Annotated in this window: 18 protein-coding genes; 6 read left to right on the forward strand and 12 right to left on the reverse strand. The window is 42.1% G+C overall.

Annotated elements, in window-relative coordinates; translation table 11 throughout:
• Positions 1-98 precede the first annotated feature (98 nt).
• The 3 genes from AACU25_RS05320 to AACU25_RS05330 all read right to left on the reverse strand — a co-directional run bounded on the left by AACU25_RS05320 (position 99) and on the right by AACU25_RS05330 (position 2,968).
• Positions 99-551, reverse strand: a complete 453-nt coding sequence (locus tag AACU25_RS05320) for a YlqD family protein (RefSeq protein WP_045871907.1) — start codon at positions 549-551, stop codon at positions 99-101.
• Between the two features lie 39 nt (positions 552-590).
• Positions 591-2,564: an AMP-dependent synthetase/ligase gene (locus AACU25_RS05325; protein WP_096574229.1), complete on the reverse strand. Its 1,974-nt coding sequence runs from the start codon at positions 2,562-2,564 to the stop codon at positions 591-593.
• Positions 2,565-2,800: 236 nt separating this feature from the next.
• Complete coding sequence (locus tag AACU25_RS05330; protein ID WP_190445984.1) at positions 2,801-2,968, reverse strand: hypothetical protein; 168 nt, start codon at positions 2,966-2,968, stop codon at positions 2,801-2,803.
• A gap of 634 nt (positions 2,969-3,602) precedes the next feature.
• Between AACU25_RS05330 and AACU25_RS05335 the strand changes: the two genes are divergently transcribed.
• Entirely contained in the window at positions 3,603-3,773 is a 171-nt protein-coding gene (locus tag AACU25_RS05335; RefSeq protein WP_190445983.1) for a hypothetical protein, read from the forward strand.
• 869 nt (positions 3,774-4,642) lie between these two features.
• Here AACU25_RS05335 and recQ read toward each other — a convergent pair.
• Positions 4,643-6,805 (reverse strand): DNA helicase RecQ, encoded by a 2,163-nt coding sequence (recQ, locus tag AACU25_RS05340; RefSeq protein WP_096574231.1) that lies wholly within the window; start codon positions 6,803-6,805, stop codon positions 4,643-4,645.
• A gap of 288 nt (positions 6,806-7,093) precedes the next feature.
• On the opposite strand from recQ, the gene rtcA reads away from it, so the two are divergent.
• On the forward strand, positions 7,094-8,149 hold the full coding sequence (gene rtcA / locus AACU25_RS05345) for an RNA 3'-terminal phosphate cyclase (RefSeq protein WP_096574232.1): 1,056 nt from the start codon (positions 7,094-7,096) through the stop codon (positions 8,147-8,149).
• 587 nt (positions 8,150-8,736) lie between these two features.
• On the opposite strand, the gene AACU25_RS05350 is transcribed toward rtcA, so the two are convergent.
• The gene (locus tag AACU25_RS05350) at positions 8,737-9,108 is read right to left on the reverse strand and encodes a zinc ribbon domain-containing protein (RefSeq protein ID WP_096574234.1); all 372 of its coding nucleotides are present in this window, start codon (positions 9,106-9,108) and stop codon (positions 8,737-8,739) included.
• A gap of 321 nt (positions 9,109-9,429) precedes the next feature.
• Here AACU25_RS05350 and AACU25_RS05355 point away from each other — a divergent pair, with 321 nt between their 5' ends.
• Both AACU25_RS05355 and AACU25_RS05360 read left to right on the forward strand, forming a co-directional pair.
• Positions 9,430-9,753, forward strand: coding sequence for a hypothetical protein (locus AACU25_RS05355; RefSeq protein WP_045871901.1), 324 nt, complete (start codon positions 9,430-9,432; stop codon positions 9,751-9,753).
• A gap of 748 nt (positions 9,754-10,501) precedes the next feature.
• Complete coding sequence (locus tag AACU25_RS05360; protein ID WP_321206688.1) at positions 10,502-10,855, forward strand: hypothetical protein; 354 nt, start codon at positions 10,502-10,504, stop codon at positions 10,853-10,855.
• Positions 10,856-11,067: 212 nt separating this feature from the next.
• On the opposite strand, the gene AACU25_RS05365 is transcribed toward AACU25_RS05360, so the two are convergent.
• Positions 11,068-11,274 carry a hypothetical protein gene (locus AACU25_RS05365; RefSeq protein ID WP_096574236.1) on the reverse strand — a complete coding sequence of 69 codons (207 nt, stop codon included), beginning with the start codon at positions 11,272-11,274 and terminating at the stop codon, positions 11,068-11,070.
• 621 nt (positions 11,275-11,895) lie between these two features.
• Between AACU25_RS05365 and AACU25_RS05370 the strand changes: the two genes are divergently transcribed.
• Positions 11,896-12,411, forward strand: a complete 516-nt coding sequence (locus AACU25_RS05370) for a hypothetical protein (RefSeq protein ID WP_096574237.1) — start codon at positions 11,896-11,898, stop codon at positions 12,409-12,411.
• Between the two features lie 579 nt (positions 12,412-12,990).
• Here the strand turns inward: AACU25_RS05370 and AACU25_RS05375 are convergent.
• Positions 12,991-13,149 (reverse strand): YqaE/Pmp3 family membrane protein, encoded by a 159-nt coding sequence (locus tag AACU25_RS05375; protein WP_096574238.1) that lies wholly within the window; start codon positions 13,147-13,149, stop codon positions 12,991-12,993.
• A 138-nt stretch (positions 13,150-13,287) separates the two neighbouring features.
• Positions 13,288-13,629: a translation initiation factor gene (locus tag AACU25_RS05380; RefSeq protein WP_096574239.1), complete on the reverse strand. Its 342-nt coding sequence runs from the start codon at positions 13,627-13,629 to the stop codon at positions 13,288-13,290.
• Positions 13,630-13,858: 229 nt separating this feature from the next.
• Between AACU25_RS05380 and trpB the strand changes: the two genes are divergently transcribed.
• Complete coding sequence (gene trpB / locus AACU25_RS05385; RefSeq protein WP_096574240.1) at positions 13,859-15,100, forward strand: tryptophan synthase subunit beta; 1,242 nt, start codon at positions 13,859-13,861, stop codon at positions 15,098-15,100.
• Positions 15,101-15,191: 91 nt separating this feature from the next.
• Here trpB and AACU25_RS05390 read toward each other — a convergent pair whose 3' ends face one another.
• The 4 genes from AACU25_RS05390 to AACU25_RS05405 form a co-directional block, all read right to left on the reverse strand.
• Positions 15,192-17,651, reverse strand: a complete 2,460-nt coding sequence (locus AACU25_RS05390) for an endonuclease MutS2 (protein WP_096574241.1) — start codon at positions 17,649-17,651, stop codon at positions 15,192-15,194.
• A gap of 161 nt (positions 17,652-17,812) precedes the next feature.
• Positions 17,813-18,058 (reverse strand): hypothetical protein, encoded by a 246-nt coding sequence (locus AACU25_RS05395; RefSeq protein WP_096574242.1) that lies wholly within the window; start codon positions 18,056-18,058, stop codon positions 17,813-17,815.
• Positions 18,042-18,317: a BrnT family toxin gene (locus AACU25_RS05400; protein ID WP_096583517.1), complete on the reverse strand. Its 276-nt coding sequence runs from the start codon at positions 18,315-18,317 to the stop codon at positions 18,042-18,044. The genes AACU25_RS05395 and AACU25_RS05400 overlap by 17 nt, the downstream gene beginning before the upstream one ends.
• A 103-nt stretch (positions 18,318-18,420) precedes the next feature.
• Complete coding sequence (locus AACU25_RS05405) at positions 18,421-18,645, reverse strand: hypothetical protein (protein ID WP_096574243.1); 225 nt, start codon at positions 18,643-18,645, stop codon at positions 18,421-18,423.
• Positions 18,646-19,015: the final 370 nt, after the last annotated feature.

The raw sequence follows: 19,015 nt of genomic DNA on the forward strand, positions 1-19,015 counted from the left end.
AAATAATGTTAGTAGATGCTGGGATTTTAGCCATGAGTCATAAGTTATGTAGTAATTGGCAGGAGAACATTAACAAATGACAAATGGCAAACAAATTTCTAAATATCTCCTCGAATTTCTTCGACAATACCATCGCGGATAACGATTTCAACTTGGGTTTTGCTGATTAAGTTATCGCCTGGTTCGATGCGGAAAAAGCCTTCCATTTGGAATTGGTTGACTTCCTGATCTAATTCCAAATACTGGACTTGCTGGAGATTTTGCAGGAATTGGTTTTTCTGTTCTAGCAATTCGCTTTTCTTTTGATTGACTTGCAGTTGAATATTATCAATCTGTTGGAGAGTTTGGGGCCCTGGGGGTTGCAAACTTTGCTTTTGAATGGCGGTAATCGCTCTTTGTCCTTCAACGTCTAGTTGTTGCAATTGCTGATCGGTTTGGTTAATCTGCGCTTGCAATTGCTGTTGTACTTCCTCTTTCCATAGAGGAGTGACAATGACTTTGACATTCACGATCCGTTTCAGAAGCAATTGTTGGGATTTGGAAGCATCCATAAAGTTTCACGTTCACTCTATATTTTGTAAGTGGAATTATCAAGCAAACATGGCGTTAACAATATCGCGATAGCGTTCGCTGACGACATGTCGCCGGATTTTTAGTGTTTGTGTCATTAAACCATTTTCAATAGAAAACGGCTCTGGAATGAGCTTAAATGGGCCGATGCGGTCATCTGCTCTATAGCCTGGACGATTTTGCACTTCCCGATTCAATTCCTTCCGAAATAATTCCTGGATTATTTTACTCTCCAAGTCTATTTTTTGACTGGCTGAGGCGGTAACATCTTCATTTGGTTTACTCAAATCGATATTTTGAGTTTCTGCCCATTTTACTAATGCTTCCAAATTGGGGACAATCAATGCACCAAGGCTACGCTGATCTTGACCAACTAGCATAATCTGATCGATGTAGGGCGATCGCAAACACGCGTCTTCGATTGGTTGCGGCTCGATATTCTCCCCATTAGTTAAGACAATCGTATCTTTTGCTCTGCCAGTCAGTACTAGGTCATTTTGTGGTGTTAACCAACCCAAATCGCCGCTATCAAACCAACCTTCAGCGTCGATGGCTTTTGCTGTCGCTTCGGGATTTTGGTAATAGCCTTGCATAATTTGCGGCCCCTTCAATAACACCAAGCCTCGCTCCCCGATAGCTAGAGGTTTGCGAGTCTCTGGATCTACAATTTTAGTTTCTGTTGCGGGTAATGTCTGACCGGATGAACCACGGACATTATGCCAAGGGCGGCGCACATTAGTTACAGGAGATGTTTCGGTTAAGCCATAGCCTTGCAAAATTTCTACACCAATAATTTCAAAAAACATATCGATGTGCTTGGGAAGTGCGCCACCACCGCTAATGACTTGCTTGATTCGCCCTCCTGTTGCCTCACGGACTTTAGCATAAACTAGCCGCTCTCCCAAGGCATGGAGGGGAAATAAAGCCGCAGCTTGAATTTTCGCGGTTAATTTCTCTATTCCTGAGGATTCGAGATGATCTAAACTGACTCCTTCAGCAATGCGCTTGGCTTTAATATAGCGATCGCTCTTTTCAAAGAAAAAGTTGATCAGGCGTTGCTTATTAGCTGGTTGTTCACGAAACTGTTTTTGCGCTCCTTCATAAATTGATTCCCAGAGGCGTGGTACAGCTACCATAAAATGGGGTTTGCGGTTTTTTAAATCGTTTTTGACGGCACGCAAGTTAGTATAAATTTGAGTACAACCCTGAGAAAGTAAGAAATACTCTACGGTTCTTTCATAGCTATGCCAACTCGGAAGAATACTCAAAGCTACATCACCGACATTGGGCTGTACTACGGTACCCATAGTTGTGATTTGATGAATTAAATTGCTATGAGCCAGCATCACACCCTTGGGTTTGCCTGTAGTCCCGGAAGTATAAATGAGCGTGGCTAAATTGTCTTGATTGTACTCAACTGGTTGCAAGGCATTACTAGCACCAATTTCTAGCAATTGCGAAAAATTCAAGATTTTCAGGCTATCTTCTGGTGGTGTTTCATCGGAAAGCAGAATTACAAATTGCACGGGTAAATCGTTGAGGCGATCGCGCAATTTTTGCAGTGTCTTTAAATCTTCTAGTACTAGCCCTGTACTGCCGCTATTAGCAATAATAAACAGTAATTCTTCCTTTTCGGCTTGGGAACTCCGCACCGCATCCACCGCGCCAGCCGTCATGATTCCTTGATCGGCTACAAACCACCTGGGACTATTATCGGCAATTAACGACAGGCGATCGCCTGCTTTGATTCCTAAAACCTGTAACCCAGCCGCAAATTTTTGAATTAGCTCTGCTAACAGCTTGTAAGTAATTACCACCTCTGGTTTAGCATGGGGGTTGTGCAGCGCTACTGTATCCCCAAATGACTTGGCTGCTAAGGGCCAAATTTCTGGGATTGCATTGATATGGGTGTAATCTTTTAACCGCTGTAATGCTAAACGTTCTGGTTCACTAATATTAGATAAGTAAATCGCCGCAGATTGAGTTTTTGACATCACACATTACCTAATTACTAAATTTGCTGTTTTTCGAGATGATTTTGCTATTGTGTCTCAATAAATGTCTTTAATATACACAATGCTTTCCGCGTCTATATTTTCGGAAAGTTCTAGCTTCCATTTACAAATATTTATGGTAGAATTCACTTATATAGACTTAAAGCAATGGCTGTCATTACATTAATTGTCATGACATCAATATTTGCTGACAGTAGATCAAAGCGACCACCTATTTACACAGGGGGGTGATTACCTATCGTTGTACAGGATGCTGCATTGCTAACAATCATCAGTACTATTGCTTGCTTGGCATTTCCTAAGCTGCTATCTACTATTCTCTCACTTAAAACCGAACCGACTGAATCATCAACCAGTTCCCAAGCAAGTAGAGTCCCAATCACGACCTTTCCTTATTGTACGGTTCACCCATTGACAGGCAGCCAATTTTGTAGATTCCGTCCTCGTTTTTGCGATCGCTGTACTCCAAATTAATGATACTTTCAGCTTCTTTAGTTGGAGCTTTTAATGAGGAGAACAACCCACCGGTGCATTCATACGATGTTGAGTTCGATTGCCATCCTATTTGACTTGTGAAATCTCTCGTAGCCTCATCAATAGTTTTTCACAAATAATTTGGGACTGCTATATTTGGGAATTTTTTCAGCATTAAATAGCTGACTACGTAATCTTCAAAATTTTTGGAGATAGGGATACAAACTCTCGATTGTTTGTGAGAAATATTTATGAGGGTTAGACGAGCAGTGTAGAATTAGTACGCTGTTTCCGTCTTGCCTATGTTCTGTTGCGAGGAAGTTGACAATTCAAATAGGATATTTTCACATACATGAAAACATCAGCATAAGCGCATCACCAACCAATAATTTTTTCTATGGTTGGCAAAGAAAATAAATATATTTAACTTGCTTATATAAAGTACAAGTAATTCCAAATGATAGGTGTATTTGCAAATACAAAATTTACTGCTAAGTTAAGAAATAGAATCAAAAAAATATTTATTTTATGGGGGGATAATCTATGAGTATGATAGATGCACTACTATTAACTCTGGTGAGTACTGTTATTTGCTTGTCTTTCCCTAAGCTGCTATCGATAATTTTGGCACCCAAGACCAAAGAAGCTCAACCTTCTGTGGTTCCTCTTGAGGTACCAGAACCTATTACAGAAGTACCCAGCTTTTCTTCATAAAATCTGGTAGTATTCACCAAAATTGCGATTAATCCAAGCTCATCATTTTGATTAAAGCGTGATTTACGGAAAGTCAACAGAAAACAGAGAAATCCCCCTTGTCATTACCTACATTTTGTCAAGGTTCCAGTATCAAAACAACCTGTCATCTCACTACAAAATCTAACTTACGATAGGTATGGAAATTTATTTCCAAGTGAGTAGACGGCAAAGCAAAAATTAAGCTAAATCCAATATATTTTGCATATCTACAATATTTTAAGATGTTGTAGAACAGGCATTATGCGCGCCTAAATTATGCAATTTAAATTGGGAATAGCTTAAAGTTTGTAGGTAATGACAAGCTTTTAAAATCACAAGTTGATAATACCTTTTTATAAGCTAATCAGCATTTAAATTGCATGATTTGGGCGGGCAAGATGCCATTGGTGTCCACTTAACGTGAAATCCGCTTGGTTGCAAGGTTTTGCCCTCACCCCCAGCCCCTCTCCCACCAGGAGAGGGGAGCAAGAGATTCAATTCCCCTTCTCCCTGAGGGAGAAGGGGTTAGGGGATGAGGGCACGAGGTATTTGTACAACGCCCGCCCTATATAGCTTTTAGCTTAAGTTGACACCAATGGCAAGATGCCCACCCCACAAGAGATTGATAAAATTTAATCTGTAAAATCATACCATTGTGAAAAAAGAACGCAACAGATGGGTCAATAGGGGCACGGCATCCACAATCTTTTGGCATATCAAATATCTTATTGGTGCCGTGCCCCTACAAAGAATTTATCTGTCGCAAACATTATTTGAATTGGTATTAGATGTGTTTTAGCTTAAACAGGGCAATTACCAATTACCAATTACCAATTACCAATTACCAATTACTTCCTTTTCTCCCTTCGCCATCTTCCCCGTACTAAGCGAATTTCATCATAAGTATAATTCTCACCCAGCTGTTCACGAATGGGGGTGAGAGAAATATCACCTAGCACTTCTAAGACTTGCCAAATCTTTTTTTGCTTTTCTAAAGGAACCAATTGATTTAAATCTACAGGCTGATTATTTTCAATTAAATCTACTAGATGTCCTACAACTGTACTAGAACGAATATTTCTTTGCTCGGCAATTTTGGCAACAGTTAAACCGCGTTGATGCAATTGTAATGTTAATAATTCTGTAGTCGAAGGTAAGCGAAAACCAAAAGCTGGTTTTTCATTCACAACTACATCGATCACACCTTGTTCTTGACGATAGGCGCGAATTTCTGCCAGAAATTTATCACCATATTGGGCGAGTTTGTGGCTACCTACACCAGAAAGTTTGGCAAATTCGCTGAGGGTTGTGGGTTGCACCTGTGCCATTAATTTCAAAGTAGAATCTTGAAAAACAACGTAGGGTGGTACAGATTGTTCATCAGCTAGTTGTTTCCGCAGCGATCGCAATCTCTGCATGAGTAGTTCTACCTCAACTGCTTTTTCGCTAGTTTCTTCCCAAGTAACTTTTTGCACTGCTGACACAGCTAAATTGACGGTACGTTGTCGCCGCATTACTTCCCAACTCAAGGCGTTCAGCTTCAAAACCGAGTAACCATCAGCGGTTTGTTCGAGTAAACCTTGATGTAAAAGCGATCGCCCCAGCATTCGCCATTCATCCACAGTTCTATCTTTACCGATACCATAGGTAGAAAGCTTGTCATGTTCGTTTTGCAGAATTTTCTGGCTTTTTCCACCCCGCAGCACATCTATAATATGCAGCATCCCAAATCTTTCTTTACAACGCGCTACACAAGATAAGAACTTCATCGCCTCAATTGTCCAATCTTGCATCGGTTTGGGATAACGGCAATTATCGCAGTTACCACAATTACCAGCAAAGCGTTCGCCAAAATAACCTAGTTGAATCGTCCGTCTGCAATCTGTACCTTCGGCATAGTCGATCATTTGCCGCAATTGTTGTTTCGCAATCAACTGTTCTTGCTGATCGGTTTTTTGGTTAATACTCCATTCAATAGTTTTAATATCACCATAATTAAAGAACAGCGTACAGCGCGAAGGTTCGCCATCCCTACCCGCCCTCCCGGATTCTTGATAGTAACTTTCTATATTGCGTGGTAAATCAAAGTGAACTACTAAGCGCACATCCGGCTTATTAATTCCCATTCCAAACGCAATGGTGGCGACAATTACCTGCACATCATCGCGAATAAACCGGGTTTGGTTTTTGGTGCGTTCGTCGTCAGTTAAACCCGCATGATAAGGTATGGCAGAGATTTTATCGTTTTGCAATTTAAAAGTTAGTTCATCAACTTTTTTACGAGTTAAACAATAAATAATTACCGAACCTTGAGTTTCGCGAATTAATTCTAATAATTCTGCGTAAGCATATTTAGATTTAGAACGGATTTCATAATAAAGATTTTGACGGTTAAAACTAGCAATGTGGATACTCGGTTGCTTTAACCCTAGTTGTTGGATAATATCACTCCGCACGCGATCGGTAGCTGTAGCAGTCAGGGCGACAGCAGGAATATTAGGGTAACGTTGGCGTAGCGATCGCAATTGCCGATATTCTGGACGGAAATCATGTCCCCATTCCGAGACACAGTGCGCCTCATCAATTGCAAAAGTAGAAATCCCAATTTGGTGATTAACTAAATCCAGAAACGGCAGAAATCTTTCACTCAACAGCCGTTCCGGTGCAACGTAAAGTAATTTCACCTTACCACTGAGGATTGCTTCTTCCCGCGATCGCACCTTATAAGCATTCAAACTACTATTGAGGAAAGTAGCGCTAATATTATTATTCCGTAACGCCTCCACCTGGTCTTGCATCAAAGCGATCAAAGGAGACACCACCACCGTCAAACCCTTCTTTAACAGCGCTGGTAACTGAAAGCACAAAGATTTTCCCCCACCCGTAGGCATCACCACCATTAAATCCCGATTTTGCAGCGCATCCTCGATAATTTGCCGTTGTCCCGGACGAAATCGGTCATAACCGAAGTGATATTTTAGCGCTTGTTCGAGATTCGGATACTGAAGCATAGCGATCGCTTTTTCTGGTGCTTTCTGCGTGAGTAGTTACGAGGATAACAGGATTTTAGCAATCTCCTGGGATGTGTGGGGACTGGGGACTGGGGACTGGGAGATGAGGAAGAATAAAAGACAAACACCCAATTACCAATTACCAAACACCAAACACCAAACACCAAACCCCAAACACCAAACCCCAAACCAAAAGCCATATTGCACTTAGATGAAAACAGCTATAAACTTTGTAATCTGATTACTCAACCGTAGAGATAATCCAAAGTTCAATATCTCAAATTGCCCATGATTGACATTGACGGTTCCTACGGAGAAGGAGGCGGACAAGTTCTTCGCACTTCCTTGAGTTTAGCGGCTATTACTGGTGAATCTATCCGCATTGCAGGTATTCGTGCTAAACGTAGAAGACCAGGATTAGCAGCACAACATTTAACAGCAGTTCGTGCTGCGGCTAGAATTTGTGATGCCAAAATGCAGGGTGATACTTTAGGTTCCATGATGCTGGAATTTATTCCTGGTAGTGCTGTAAAGCCGGGACAATATACCTTTGATGTCACCGAAGCACAACAAAGCGGATCGGCTGGGGCGATGACTTTGGTATTACAGACTGTTCTTTTACCCTTGGCTTTAGCTTCTGCGGAATCGCAAATAATTTTAAAAGGTGGAACTCATGTCCCCTTTAGCCCCACCATGACCTATATTGAACAAGTATATTTGCCAATGCTGCGCCGCATGGGAGTGAAGGCGACAGCTAAGTTACGCGCTTGGGGATGGTATCCCCAAGGTGGCGGCGAAATGCATATTAAAGTGAATGGTAATGGCAAAATTAACGGTATTACTTTGCTAGAGAGAGGTAACTTACAGCAAGTCAGAGGGTTAGCAGTAGTCACAGAATTAGCCTCCCATATTTCTCAACGCATGGCGAATCGCGCCCAGAACTTATTACATCAAGCTGGTTTAAATGCAGCTATTCAAGCCTTGCGAGAAAAAGGAATTGCACCGGGGGCTGGAGTTTTTTTAACTGCTGAATATAAAAATAGCTTGACTGGATTTGGTGGCTTTGGGCGTTTACGCTTACCAGCCGAGAAAGTTGCAGATATTGCTTGTCGCCAATTGTTAGAATTTCATCACACAGGCGCACCAGTCGATGAACATTTAGGTGATCAATTATTATTACCAGCTACCTTAGCCTTAGAAGAAAGCCAATATGGGGTATCTAAAATTAGTACCCACTTAACCACAAATGCGGCGATTATTGAAAAATTTGGACTAGCGCGGATTACAGTAGATGAAGCCAAAAAGATAGTCGCGATCGCACCCATACGTGTCAACTTAAGCTAAAAGCTATATACGGCGCGTGTTGTACAACAACCCTCGCCCTCATCCCCTAACCCCTTCTCCCTCAGGGAGAAGGGGAATTGAATCTCTTGCTCCCCTCTCCTGGTGGGAGCTACGGTGTACACACAAGTTATCGCATCACTACCATTCCTCGAATTACCCCACCCTAACCCTCCCCTTGCAAAGGGGAGGGAACTTGATTTTCTTGTTTCCCCCCTTGCCAAGGGGGGATTAAGGGGGGTAAAACCCGGATCTCAAAATAACTCCGATTTGTGTATACACCGTAGCCTAGTGGGAGAGGGGCTGGGGGTGAGGGCAAAACCTTTGCAGAAAGCGGGTTTCACGTTAATTTGACACCAATGACCTCATACAAAACATTAGACTTATTGTACAAGTCGGGAAAAGCGGAAAGCGAAAGTGGGAAAGGTTTTGTATTTTCCCCTTCCCCTTTAACCTTTAACCCTTTCCCCAAAACCAATAGGGAAAGGGGGAAAGGTTTTGTCTTTTCCCCTTCCCCTTTAACCTTTAACCTTTTCCCCAAAACCAATTTTGAGTTCAAAACGCTTAACCGAGTATTATTATCACCCCCGCTATCCTGTTGACAAAGCCAGCAGTAAACAGATGCATAATAGACCTAATATCAACAGCAAGCCCTGATTACGTTTAATCCAACCTTTCACAACCACACCAAAACTCTGTTCAGCAAGCTGCTGTTGTGACTCCAACTTACTCTCCTCCAAATTTTGGTAAAGGGTACAGTCTTTGGCGTAGGGACGTTTAGGAAAATTGCAAGTATCATCCGCATGATAGGTGCAAGTATCGCACAGATAACCATCACCACTCACACGATGCAAGGGAATACCTGGATGTCCGTAAGCCTTGAGAGTTGTCTGACAATAAGGACAAGTAATAGCCTGATGATCAACCAGTTGATGGCAGCGAGGACAAGTTACAGTAGCCACAACCTAACTAAGCGTAAATTATTATGTAAACATTTCGATTTTAGCGACTTCTCACACCAAAAAGTAAAAAGCAAAATAAAACACTTTAACTTTTACCCTTTAATCTCTACCCCAAAACAAATTTTAATTCCCAAATTATATAGTAATCATCTTTGATTTAAATCCACGTAGGATGCGTTAGCGATAGCGTAAGGCATCTGCATTCACTTAAAATTATCTAATTCATACTTCATCATTTATCCTTCAGCCTTCATCAATTTATCCGGATTAACTAGTCAAAAATTGAAGAATAATTTATATTGATTCAGGCTATTCAAAACTATGGAAATGCCCCAACGCGTATCAATTCGCTACAAAGACGCGTCTTACAACACCAACGAAATTAGGTTAAAAACCTTCAGGTTAGCTTTTCAATTATGGGAAGAAGAAAGCAAACCCAAAAAAACAGAATTATATGAATTTATCTCATCTTGCTTAAAACAAATTGACCGCCAAGACCGATTTATGATTTCTTTTTTATTCCTAGAATTAGCAGACATGATCCGTGATTCTGCTTTGAATAGAGAGATGAAAGAAGTTTTAATTAAAACAGCCTTTAGAGAATTTTCCTGCGCTGTCTCTGATTTTGAATCTAGTTCTAAATAAGAGATTATTTATCAATCAAAAATAAATCTTGTTGTAGGGTGTGTTAGGCGCATATGATAGATATTATTTGCTACAAAATAACTAATCTAGCGCCTAACGCACCGCTGCCGAATATGGTACGTTACTTAATAAAATATAGGAATCCCATTTGATTTAGGAAAAAATCTCAGTAAGCCGTAACGCACGAAAGGCTTTGCTGCGGATGCGTTACGCTATCGCTAACGCATCCTACGTAAACTGAATCAATTTCAGGGTTCTCGGAATTAACATCAGGGTTGGCGTTTCCGTGTTTCGCGTAGTCGGAATCAATTTCAGGGTTCCCGGAATTAACATCAGGGTTGACGTTTCCGTGTTTCGCGTAGTCGGAATCAACTTCAGGGTTCCCGGAATTAACATCAGGGTTGGCGTTTCCGTGTTTCGCGTAGTCGGAATCAACTTCAGGGTTGACGTTTCCGTGTTTCGCGTAGTCGGAATCAACTTCAGGGTTGACGTTTCCGTGTTTCGCGTAATTTGTAGGAAATTTCGCCTTGAGGTTAACAAAAACATACTGGCGTTCTAAAATTCACTAACAGTTTTAAACCCTAGAAATGACATATTTTGAGACTTTCTTAATTAGAAATTGCGCTAAATTACGGAAATTTTGAGATTTTTCTGAAAAATCAACAATTCTACGTATGACAAATTTTTCCATAATTGTCCACTATAGATTTAGGAAAAATTTGCTAATAGGGTGCAAATAATGTCAAGAATGAAACGTAGTTCACGTGTTCTTAGCAAAGCTGAGAAGCGTCTAGCTAGTATTGAATCTATTAATTCCGGCTTAGACGTAGGAGAAGGATTAACAGTCCAAGGTTATACTGAAAAAATCCAAAACCTGCGCGAATCTTTAAAAGCATATAATCGTGCGCTCTCTACTATAGATAATTTATTAACTCAAATTGTAGAGAATGAAAAAGATTTAGCCGATTATTCTGAGAACATTTTGCGTGGTATTGCGTATAAGTTCGGTAGCAATAGCCATGAATATCAGATGGCTGGGGGTACGAGGAAAAGCGATCGCAAACGTGTTGTGCGTCAAAATATAGCTGTGCCTACTTCTTAATTGGTAATTCGTAATTTGTAATTTCAAAAACCGCCATACAAATTGGTAAAAAATTGCATAAATGGGTAGGGGTATGGCATTGCCATGCCCTTAATCACAACTATGGTTTATCATTTGGTAATAGGTAATGGGAATTGAAAATTTCTCCTCCGCTTCCTCATCTCCCAATCCCCAATCCCTAATCCCCAGCCCCCAATCCCCAGTCTCCAACCTCAAGATACTGAACGACCTAAATCTTTGAACTTCCATTTCATATATGCCTCAACAGAAGGAAAGTATTGCATAATGCCATCTAACCCTTCTGGCCTTCCTTTGAGGTAAGCTTCCAAATATGCAGAATCTTGCATTTTAGGCAATAACCCAGCATCGCGATCGCAACAACCTTGTTGATAACGAATTTCCCGTAAGTTATTAAACATACTAATACACCCATTTATATATGTATGTATCCAGCTACTACTTCTACTTTATGCATTCCGCAAGATAGGAGCAAATACTCTTGTTTTTCAAACTCATAAATACAAGTTATTGTTAATACGGAATCATTCAAGATTTAATTGCTACCTTTTCCTCTTTAGTTTTAACGTAACGCACCTGTTCTCAGGCTTTGCGTGCGTTACGTCTTACGCCTAATGCACCCTACAAAATAATGAAAAACTCCACCCACAAGGGGATGGAGTTTTTGGGCATTGGGAATTGGGCATTGGGAATTGGGCATAGGGGAGGCAGTGCGTTGCTGGTTTCCAGTATTGTGCAAACTGCCGTCATGGGAAAGAAAATACCAATGCCCAATGCCCTATGCCCCAAGCGGCGGGGCGGCTATCCCTCTCCACCCACAAGGGGATGGAGTTTCCCGCCGCTTTCAATGAGATTGATTGAGAAATCAAATCTGATTCCTAGAAGTAGCAATTATCGCCAGAAATCATTGCTCTCATGCCGTATCCTCTGAGCAACTCAGCTTTTCTACCAAATATAAAATTGTTACAACATATAAACACGTAGTATCCTAAATGATTAGTGTTTAAAATAAGTCCAAAGTCATGAGCAAAAACTTCTTAGGATTGCTACTAGGCGGAGTGGCTGTTAGCTTGGGACTTTCCTCTGGGTTAGTTCAAGCACAACAGCAGGTTGCGGATGCTCAAGTTACAGCAATGGTAGAAGCGCTACGAAAAGCAGCACCGCAAACTGGCAAGCAAAACGATGGACTATATAGTCAATGGCAAGTCAAACCAGAAACTCTCAAAGGTTGGGGAAGAACTTGTCTCAAAAAAGAGCTAACACCGACGCAGTTTGAAAACAGTCCGGAAACAGCACGCCAAGTTGTCTCTTGTATCACGCGCCGGGAGTTAAATAACCAATTTCGCGCTACTAAAAATAATGAAACTGCGGCAGTTAATGGCGTAGCTTGTTGGTGGATGACTGGGAATTATACAGGCTGTAACAATGGCTTTACTGCTGCTTATGTGAAAAAAGTGTCCCAATTTTATCAGCAAGAACGTGCCAAACCTGCACCAAGTTCATCTACAGCGCCAACTAAGTCAGGGACTTCCAATTAAAAAATTAATCGCTGTGTAAGCACAAGTAAGGGAAAAAGGTGAAAGGGAAAGGGTTAAAGGTTGTCTTTACCTTTAACTCTTGGCAGATGAATTGTTTTTAAGGGCACGGCATTTACAATCTTATAGTGTTTCAAATTATCTTATTGGTGCCGTGCCCCTACCCAGTTGTCCGGTTCTTTTTTCACTTGTCCTGTTATTCGCTACATTTCTTTTATTATTCAGGGAAGCTTCTTTCATAATCTTTTGAAAGAATATAGGAATCCGATTTGATTTATGAAAAAAATTAGTGGATGCGTTACGCTATCGCTAACGCATCCTACGTGAACTTCCACAATCAAAGACGAGTCCTATATTTTAAATAAGGTTAATTATATTGTGTTAAATATTGGCAATAAAAAACAAAAATGAGCATGGAATTGATATAAATATTCACGCTCAAAATAAATATTATTTCTATATGAATTGTAATAATTCTTAGTTTATTTGTAGAGACTATAAGTGAACCTAATAAACTGCGATCGCCAATTTGATCTACAAAATCTAAATAGCGATCGCAAACCAACCTAACCTGATGCCCGATTACTTCTTAGCAATTACCCAAATTGCATGGACAATTCCGGGAATATAGCCGAAAAAGGTCAAAATAATATTAATCCAAAAATCTTTACCTATCCCTACTTGCAAAAACACACCTAAAGGGGGTAAAAAAATCGCGGCGAGAATCCGAATTAAATCCATGTAAGCCTCCTGTGAATGTTAATAGTGAGCAGACATTTAAGTAACAAATTCGCAACTGCTCAGATATCTATTAATATTTCAACGATAACATTAGCCCATTTGTTGCCTAATGCTCGTAATTTGACAACAATCTCTACACTAGCCGCCGCTAATTTTGGCTTTATAACCAAGCTTAGTCAAAATTTCGACAATTTTTTGCTTGTGGTCGCCTTGAATTTCAATTTCCATTTCTTTAACTGTGCCACCTGTACCGCATTGAGTTTTTAATTGTTTTACTAAATCATTGAGGGTTTCTGGCTTGGACTGAAAACCACTAATGACAGTAACAGTTTTACCTTTACGCCCTTTGCGGCTAGCTTGCACTTTCAGATTTTGCTGTTGTGGTGGGAGTTCGGCAATTGGTCTTTCTAAAGCTGGTGAGTCATCGTTGCCAAATTCACGATAGACGAAACGTTTGTCTGAAGAATTGGAAGGAGACATAAATTTTAATCAAAAGTCAAGAGTTGGAGAGACGCGATTAATCGCGTCTGTACAAGAGTCAAGGGTCAAAGGTCATTTATATCCTTATATCTTCAGTGTCTCTTGTCTAGCTAGTCCCTAATCGCAAAAACTTTTTTCTATGTAGCAGCAAGTGAGCGATCGCACTTCTTATTCTATGCAGCTCATACTTTATCTATAATAAAATTCGTTCTGTCGTAGAGATCAGTCCGTGACTACCACACCCATATCTCCAAGTTCCCCATCTACTGCTTCTGTTCCCGATACACAAGGACGCTTTGGACGCTTTGGCGGTAAGTACGTCCCGGAAACATTGATGCCTGCGCTGGCTGAACTAGAAACAGCTTATCAGCAATACCGCAATGACCCTGAGTTTCTTTCTGAACTGCAACAACTGCTGCGAGACTATGTAGGGCGCGCTACACCGTTGTATTTTGCTGAACGTTTAACTACTCATTATGCTCGCCCAGATGGTACTGGGCCGCAAATTTATTTAAAGCGGGAAGATTTAAACCACACTGGCGCACACAAAATTAATAATGCCCTGGGTCAAGTGCTGTTGGCAAAGCGCATGGGCAAACGCCGAATTATTGCGGAAACTGGCGCTGGACAACATGGAGTAGCCACGGCAACGGTTTGCGCTCGGTTTGGCCTGGAATGCATTATTTATATGGGCGTTCATGATATGGAACGCCAGGCATTAAATGTATTCCGCATGAAATTAATGGGCGCAGAAGTGCGTCCTGTAGCTGCGGGAACTGGAACCCTCAAAGATGCAACTTCTGAGGCGATTCGGGATTGGGTAACAAATGTAGAAACAACTCACTACATCCTCGGTTCAGTTGCAGGCCCCCATCCTTACCCGATGATGGTACGTGATTTTCATGCCATCATTGGTCAAGAAACTCGCGCCCAAGCTCAAGAAAAATGGGGCGGTTTGCCAGATATTCTCATGGCTTGTGTGGGTGGTGGTTCTAATGCGATGGGACTATTTTATGAGTTTGTCAATGAATCTTCCGTGCGCTTAATTGGCGTGGAAGCAGCCGGAGAAGGAGTAAATACCAATAAACACGCTGCTACCTTAACCAAAGGGCAAGTAGGTGTACTGCACGGCGCAATGAGCTACTTGCTGCAAGATGAAGATGGGCAAGTAATTGAAGCCCACTCCATTAGTGCTGGGTTAGATTATCCCGGAGTAGGGCCAGAACATAGCTATTTGAAAGATACATCTCGCGCTGAATACTACAGCGTCACAGATGCCGAAGCCCTAGAAGCATTCCAAAGATTATCTCGCCTAGAAGGAATTATCCCCGCATTAGAAACATCTCATGCGATCGCCTATCTAGAAACCCTCTGTCCGCAACTCACTGGTAGCCCCCGCATTATAATTAACTGCTCCGGACGTGGTGATAAGGATGTGCAAACTGTAGCAAAGTTTTTGAATCCGGCGTAAATGGGCATGGGGGATTGGTAATTGGTAATATCCCCAGTCTCCAGTCCCCATTACCCCTTATCCCCAGAGGGGCCCCGAGTTCCCCAATCCCTTACCCCACGTAAGCCACTGTGACACCGCTACCACCATCTACTTGTTCTGCGGCTTCGTATTTGCTGACTCTGGGGTGTTGCTGCAAATAATTATGTACACCTTGGCGGAGTTTACCAGTACCGTGTCCGTGAATGATCCATATTGGCCCTGTAGCTTCTGCCAGTGCTTTATCTAAAAGCAATTCGGCATCGGCTACCCGTTTACCTCGGATATCGATGGTATTTTTGGAAGTCCGAATTGCTAGGGCTGGTGGCGCAGCTGGAGTAACTGGTGCTGGTGCTGGTTTTGGTTTGACGATGGGTTCAGCTTTTTGCCCATCTAAAGATTCTATGTCTTCCAGCTTGACTGTCATCTTCATGATGCCAAAACGCACAGTTAACTCCCCATCTTCATCGGGAGCAACTAACACCTCTGCTGTTTGCCCAAACTGAGAAATGCGGACGCGATCGCCTACTTTGGGCATAAATCCCACTTTGGGTTTGGCTGGTGCGGCTGGTTGAAATTTCTGCCCAATTTGATTTAAAGCATTAGTAGCTTGTTGAGCATCTTGTGCTGTGGGTGTCCCTTGTTGCAAGCGCCGAATTACTTGGGCGATTTCACCTTTAGCTTGAGCGATCGCTTGTTGTACTGCTGCTTCTTGGGAGACTTTTAAAGCTTTTTCCCTCTCTTGTAAGTTTGCCGCTTTTGTAGAAACTTCTTTATATAAGCGTTCGGCTTGCTGCAACAAATTTTGGGCTTCTGCGGCTTTGGTTTCTTGGCGACGGCGTTGGGCTTCTAACCCCGCAATCACTTGGTTAACTTCGTCTGTTGCGCCTCCCAGATGGGTTTTTGCTGTTTCGACAACTTCTAGTTTTAACCCTAAGCGCTGGGCAATTGCTAAAGCATTGGAACGTCCGGGAATTCCCCACAACAACCGATAAGTTGGTGATAGGGTACTTTCATCAAATTCTACAGAGGCGTTTTCAAAGCGCTCATCTTCATATTTCAGTGCTTTCAGTTCTCCAAAGTGAGTTGTCGCCACTGTCAGTCCTGCATGATCTGCGAGATATTGCAGCAGCGCGATCGCTAAAGCACTACCTTCGGCTGGATCAGTTCCCGCGCCGACTTCATCAAGTAAAACTAGGGATTGGGCATGGGGCATGGGGGATTGGGCATGGGGTATTGATGATTCTTCATTGTCCCCCAGTCCCCAGTCACCATTCCCCAGTCCCTTCTCACTGCCTACAGCATTCAAAATCCGGCTAATGCGGCGTATATGACCAGAAAAGGTGGATAAGCTTTGCTGTAGCGATTGTTCATCACCAATATCTGCTAATACTTGGCTAAACCACGGTATTTCTACTGGCTCACGGGCTGGTACAAATAAGCCGACTTTGGCCATTAATGCTGCCAAGCCAAGGGTTTTTAAGGTGACAGTTTTACCACCAGTATTAGGCCCAGTAATAGTTACTACCCTGATATGGGGGTTAATCAATAAATCTACGGGAATTACGGCTGGGCTTTGCTCGTGTTGATGCTGCCACACCAACAGGGGATGACGCAGCTGGCGTAGAGTGATGCTTTCTGTGTCCGCCCAGTCAATGAATCTGGGAGGATTTGCCCCTAGCCAAAAACTGTAACGCGATCGCGCAGTTGCTAAATCTAAAGTGGTAACAATTGCTAGCAACCTCTCTAAATCAGGTTTAACTGCTGCTACTTGCTCTGTTAAGCCGCGTCTAATCGCTTCTTCTTCTGTTTGCTCTCTTCTAATTGTCTGACGTAATTGATTTCCCCAGGGCACGATGCTATGAGGTTCTACATATAAAGTGGCACCACTGGTAGAGGTATCGTGAACAATACCGGGGATAGCGTCTTTGTGTGTTGCTTTGACAGGAATTACAAAGCGATCGCCTCTTTGGGTAATCAGTTGTTCTTGCACTGCCCCTGACTTCGCTTGTAAAATATTTTGCAGTTTTTGGGTGATTTGACTCCGCAATCTCCGCAATTCCGTGCGAATTTCCCCTAGCTTTTGGCTGGCGCGATCGGTTACCTGTCCGCGTTCATCGATACAACGGTGAATTTCTTGTTCAAGTTCGGGATAAGTCCGTAAATCGGCAACCAGCTCTGTCAAGATAGGTAAATCTTCCTGGTTGTCAATGATTCGGCGTAAGTTCCTGCTGCCAGAGAGAGTAGTTGCGATCGCTAACAATTCATCTCCGCCCAAAATCCCTTGGAGTTCTGCCCGTTCCAGGGAATCACCAATATCTTGAATCCCCTCAAAGGATAAACTGGGGGATATACGGCTTTCCAGTTGGTAAACTTCTTTAGTTTGTGCCAACAACTGCGTACTTTCCGCTTGAGAATCGGGAATTTTTAGCTGACGTGCTGCGATCGCCCCTAACTTAGTTGCCGCAAATGTCGCAAGATGCTGGCAGAGGCGATTCCATTCTAGTAGTTCTAAGGTTTCAGATTGGATCAAGGCTTCAATATCTCATCTGAACCTATAGTAACAATTCTAGCTGCTTTAAAGCTTAACCTTGTTGCAGTTAATTGCGTTGGGACAAATTTGTGGAGTCGTAATTAATTACACATCTTGTTTTTCTGTTCTCCGTTGCCCCAAAGAAAGTTCTCTCTCTCCACCTATGCCTCTTTTGATAGAGTTTTAGACTCTAGACTAGGTTGGGATGGTGTCTGTTGAATTAGTCTCATTAATAGACGTAATCCTTCATTAACTGCTCCAGAATCTGGAAAAATTGCTGCTACATCTGGATCTAGCTGAACAGTTAGGGTAGATCGTTTGCGCCCTTGTCCCCTGGCTACAACTGGGAGTCGGGTGAAGTCATATTCAGGGCGTAAGTCATCATCCATTTCAAAGGTCTGACTCATAAGCTTTACGTTCCTTGCGGGTAGCTGGGCGGGCACTGATTAAGCGCGTGGTGCCTGCACGATCGGTGTAAGAGACAACTAGCAATCGTCCCCTAGCTGATTCTCCCATAATAATAAAGCGTTGCTCTTGCAGGGAGTGTTCTGGATCGGCAAAAGTTAAAAATAACGGATCGTCAAACACAGAAGTGGCTTCATCAAAAGAAACATTATGCTTGGCAAAATTGCTTCTGGCTTTTTCCTCGTCCCAATCAAATACCATGTTTCCAAATTGTACGGTTCCAGATTGTACGGCTCCAGTTAATTTTATATTAGGTGCAATCTGGCAAATCACGAGCTTCCCACCTTCTCCTGTATCTTGAAGCTCATTTGCCTGGTTTTCTTCTGTAATGTGCTCTTACAGGTTTCCCATTGCGGATATGCGCTCTAACAGGAACATAATCACTTTGATTAGAAATCCCTTGATATTCTTCTACTGAAATTCTCTTTTCTGTCGCTATCGTCTTAGTAGTTTCTTGTCGTTGTTGTGGAGAAATATAAGTAGGAGTAGGAGATGTCCGTTGGTTAGCTTCTAAAAGTTGTGCCCTCAAATTAGCTATTTATTGCTGTTGTTGTTGATAGTACTGATAGAATTTTAAATACTGTGACTCTAACTCAGATTTTTGAGTATTTAACTGTGAATTTTCATTCTGTAATTGTTCTATTTCAGATACTTTGTTTTTCGCGGAAGCAGAGAATTCATCAATTTCACCAGTCTTTCAAGGTCTTCCTGAAACCTTTTATCCCACTCAGCTTCACTTAATATCGCAGCTTCTAAAAGTTTTGGTTCAGACCCTCTAATTTCAATTTTTCCTTGAAATCGTTGTATCAAAAAGTCTCTAATATCTGCTCCAGCTTTCTCCAATGCCTCACCAGCAGCCTTATCGGTAGAGTTGATGGGCGGTATTTGCTGCTTGTAAA

This window comes from Tolypothrix tenuis PCC 7101, assembly GCF_963874875.1.
GTDB lineage: Bacteria > Cyanobacteriota > Cyanobacteriia > Cyanobacteriales > Nostocaceae > Aulosira > Aulosira tenue.